Raw genomic sequence first — 3,464 nt, 5'->3', positions numbered from 1 at the left:
ACCACGGCGATGCAGCCTTCCGGCATCGCCTCGATCGCGGTGCGGGTCGAGATCGGCGATGACCAGGATTCCGGCGTCGCCAGATCCTCGCGCGCCGGCACGAAGCGCAGCGTGAAGGCGGGTCCGACCAGGCGCGGCATCCCCGGGCGCAACGGACGCGCGCCGCGCATCCAGACATTGCGCAGTCCCTTCTTGAGCAGAACCGTGGTGATGGTGGCGGTAGTGATGCCGGTCAGGATGGCCTTGGCTTCGGGGGACAGCGACATGGACGGGGACGAGCTCCGGATGGGCGGTTAGGGAGCGCGCATCTTGCGAGGCGCGGGCTTGCCGTCAAGGGCTACGCACGATCTCCGCAGGGCTGTCATGCGATGCGGCACTGAGGCCCCATCGCGCGCCGCTGGATTAATGATTGGACTTGCGGGCGCATTTACGCGAAGCAAGGATGCTTCGCGTGGAACCTGAGCCTCGCCCCGCGATTCCGAGAGACCGACGCAAAAGGATCATGGCCGCGCCGCTTTCACCGCCCCGCCTTCTGCCCAGTGGCGACTGTGCCGTCACGGTGGAGTTCAGCCGCACCATCGATGACGACGCCAACCAGCGGGTGCTGGCACTGGATCGCGCGGTCGCAGCGGCCGCGATCGAAGGCGTCATCGAGGCGGTCCCGACCTATCGCTCGCTCCTGGTGCACTACGATCCCTGCGTCATCGGCTTCGACGGACTCGGCGGGAAGCTGCTCGCGCTTGCGGGCCAGCCGGCGCCGCCGAGCGCCAAGCCGCGCCGTTGGCGCATTCCCGTGGCCTATGGAGGCGAGCATGGCATCGATCTCGAGGACGTCGCCAAAACGCTCGACACCACGCCCGACGACATCGTTGCCCGCCATATCGCGGGCGACTATCGGATCGCCATGATCGGCTTCACGCCGGGATGGTCTTATCTGAGCGGGCTGGAACCGTTCCTGCACATGCCGCGCCGGCAGAATCCGCGGCTCTCGACGCCCGCCGGCACGATCTCGATTGGCGGGGTGCAGACCGGCATCCAGTGCCTCGCCGGCCCGAGCGGCTGGCATCTCCTGGGACGGACCCCGGTGCGCACCTATCAGCTCCACCGCAATCCGATCTTCCTCACCGAGCCCGGCGATCGCGTGACGTTCTTCGCCATCGACCACAAGACGTTTGCGGAACAGGATCGCGCCGCGGAGGCCGGCGAGATCATAGCCGAACTGGTCGCCCCATGAGCCGGCTGATCGTCGCCAGCATCGGGCCGGCAAGCTCCGTCCAGGACGGCGGGCGGCCGGGTTCGCAGCGCTACGGCTTGCCCCCGAGTGGGGCGTTGGACCGGTTGGCGCTGGCGGTCGCCAATTGCCTGGTCGGCAACGCGCCGTTCGCAGCCGCCATCGAGATCGGCCCGTTCGGCGCGGCCTTCTCGGCCCGCGACGGCGCGGTCCGCCTCGCGATATCAGGTGCGCCGCGCAACGCCGACATCGACGGGCGGCCGGTTGCGCATGAGACGTCGGTGACGCTCCGGGACGGCGAGACGCTGACGCTCGGCTTCGCCCGCAGCGGCGCGTTCAGCTATCTCGCGATCGAAGGGGCCGTCCGCGGCGCGGCGGTGTTCGGCAGCCTTGCGGTCAACGCCCGCGCCGGGCTCGGCAGCCCCTACCCGCGCCCGCTGCAGGCCGGCGACGAGTTCAGCCTCGACAATGCCAGCGATGCGCCCGAGCAGCGGATCGAATTGCCGAAGCTCGCGAGCGGGCCGATCCGCGTCGTGCTGGGTCCGCAGGACGACGAGTTCGACGCCGCCAACAAGGCGCTGTTCCTGGACAGCGAGTGGAGGATCTCGGCGACCTCGGATCGCATGGGTTACCGGCTCGAGGGACCCGTCATCAAGCATCTGCACGGCCACAACATCGTCTCCGACGGCACCGTCAACGGCAGCATCCAGGTGCCCGGCAACGGCGCGCCGATCGTGCTGATGATGGATCGCGGCACCAGCGGCGGCTATCCCAAGATCGCGACCGTGATCTCCCCCGATCTCGGCCGCTTCGCGCAGGTATCAGTGGGCACTGCCTTCCGCTTCAAGGCCGCCGGCATGGCCGAGGCGCAGGATGCGGCGCGGGCATTCGTGCAACTCCTGCGCACCCTGCCCGACCGGTTGCGGCCGGCCGACAGCTTCGCGCTCAACATCGATGCACTGCATGATGCTAATGTGGCCGGACACGCGGTCAGCGCGGTCGACGCCGGGACGTGGCAGACGTCGGCGGAGCCTTGAGCGTTGTCGACAGATCAGAGGCGGAGCGCACCATGATGACCATCGATCTCAATTGCGATCTCGGCGAGGGATTTGGCGCCTGGGAGATGGGCAACGACGCCGCCATGATCGAGCTCGCGAGCTCGGTCAACATCGCCTGCGGTTTTCACGCCGGCGACCCCGACATCATGCGCCGCACGGTGGAGCTGGCAAAGGCGCGCGGCGTCTCGATCGGTGCCCACCCCGGATATCGCGACCTGCACGGTTTCGGCCGGCACCCGATCGCGGGCCTGAAGGCCTCCGAGATCGAGAACCTCGTCGCCTACCAGATCGGCGCGCTGCAGGCGATCGCGACCGCGGCCGGCCACAAGGTGACACATGTGAAGGCACACGGCGCGCTGTCCAACGTCGCCTGTGAGGACGACATGACCGCCAACGCCATCGCCGCCGGCATCAAGGCGGTCGATCCCGGCCTGATCTTCGTGGTGCTCGCCAACTCGAAGCTGGTCAAGGCCGGCGAGGAGGCCAACCTGCCGATGGTGCACGAGGTGTTCGCCGACCGCGCCTATGAGGATGACGGCAACCTGGTGTCGCGCAAGAAGCCAGGGGCGGTGCTGCACGATGCCAAGACCATTGCCGATCGCGTGGTGCGCATGGTGCAGGACGGCGCGGTGGTTTCGGTCACCGGCAAGGTGATCAAGATGCGCACGGACACGGTCTGCATCCACGGCGACACGCCCGGCGCCGTCGACATCGCCCGCGGCCTGCGCCAGGCGCTGAAGCAGGCCGGCATCGAGGTCGCGCCGTTCAAGCGGTAGCGGTGGCTTCGCGGCCGCTTGGTCCGCCCGGACGAAACGCCCGTCGCGGCACCTTCCATCAAAATCTGCGGATCAACCCCATGCACAGGCGTGTCAAGCCCTGTCCGCGGGCGCCGTGCGTCTCCTCGCGGCACATAGCGGCTCAACGCGCGTCGGATGTGGATGACCCTGCCAGGAACATGAGGCGTTCCATTCAATTTATTGTTCTTATTGATGTTTTCTAATGAAATCCAATCGTCGGCTGCGTCCTCCAACGCGGTGACGATGCATCGCATTGGCAACGTTCTTGTTGACGCGTCCGACTTATTTGTACAATAGTACAAACAAATGGTCAGCAAACTCCCCAGGAAGGAAACGTCGCGCAAGCCCAACATGCGGGAAGCCATTCTCGCGGCCGCG

Annotated in this window: 3 protein-coding genes and 1 pseudogene; 3 read left to right on the top strand and 1 reads right to left on the bottom strand. The window is 67.1% G+C overall.

Annotation, left to right across the window (positions count from 1 at the left end; translation table 11 throughout):
* Positions 1-266: pseudogene (locus tag KGM94_RS24330) on the bottom strand (ribonuclease activity regulator RraA); the annotation flags it as partial.
* Between the two features lie 236 nt (positions 267-502).
* Between KGM94_RS24330 and pxpB the strand changes: the two are divergent.
* Genes pxpB through KGM94_RS24315 form a run of 3 tightly spaced genes read left to right on the top strand, consistent with a single transcriptional unit; the run spans position 503 to position 3,065 of the window.
* Complete coding sequence (gene pxpB, locus KGM94_RS24325) at positions 503-1,234, top strand: 5-oxoprolinase subunit PxpB (RefSeq protein ID WP_300265008.1); 732 nt, start codon at positions 503-505, stop codon at positions 1,232-1,234.
* Entirely contained in the window at positions 1,231-2,268 is a 1,038-nt protein-coding gene (locus tag KGM94_RS24320) for a biotin-dependent carboxyltransferase family protein (RefSeq protein ID WP_300265006.1), read from the top strand. Before pxpB ends, KGM94_RS24320 begins: the two co-directional genes overlap by 4 nt.
* A gap of 32 nt (positions 2,269-2,300) precedes the next feature.
* Entirely contained in the window at positions 2,301-3,065 is a 765-nt protein-coding gene (locus KGM94_RS24315) for a 5-oxoprolinase subunit PxpA (protein ID WP_300265003.1), read from the top strand.
* The last annotated feature ends 399 nt before the right edge of the window (positions 3,066-3,464 follow it).

This window comes from Bradyrhizobium sp., from assembly GCF_028868675.1.
Taxonomy (GTDB): domain Bacteria; phylum Pseudomonadota; class Alphaproteobacteria; order Rhizobiales; family Xanthobacteraceae; genus Bradyrhizobium.
The sequence above is the reverse complement of the archived record's forward strand: the minus strand, read 5'-3'. Positions and strand labels throughout refer to the sequence as shown.

What these genes read in the sequence shown, in the direction of transcription:
- pxpB (WP_300265008.1), top strand. Translation starts at nt 503, where the DNA reads ATGGCCGCGCCGCTTTCACCGCCCCGCCTTCTGCCCAGTGGCGACTGT.
- KGM94_RS24320 (WP_300265006.1), top strand. Translation starts at nt 1,231, where the DNA reads ATGAGCCGGCTGATCGTCGCCAGCATCGGGCCGGCAAGCTCCGTCCAG.
- KGM94_RS24315 (WP_300265003.1), top strand. Translation starts at nt 2,301, where the DNA reads ATGATGACCATCGATCTCAATTGCGATCTCGGCGAGGGATTTGGCGCC.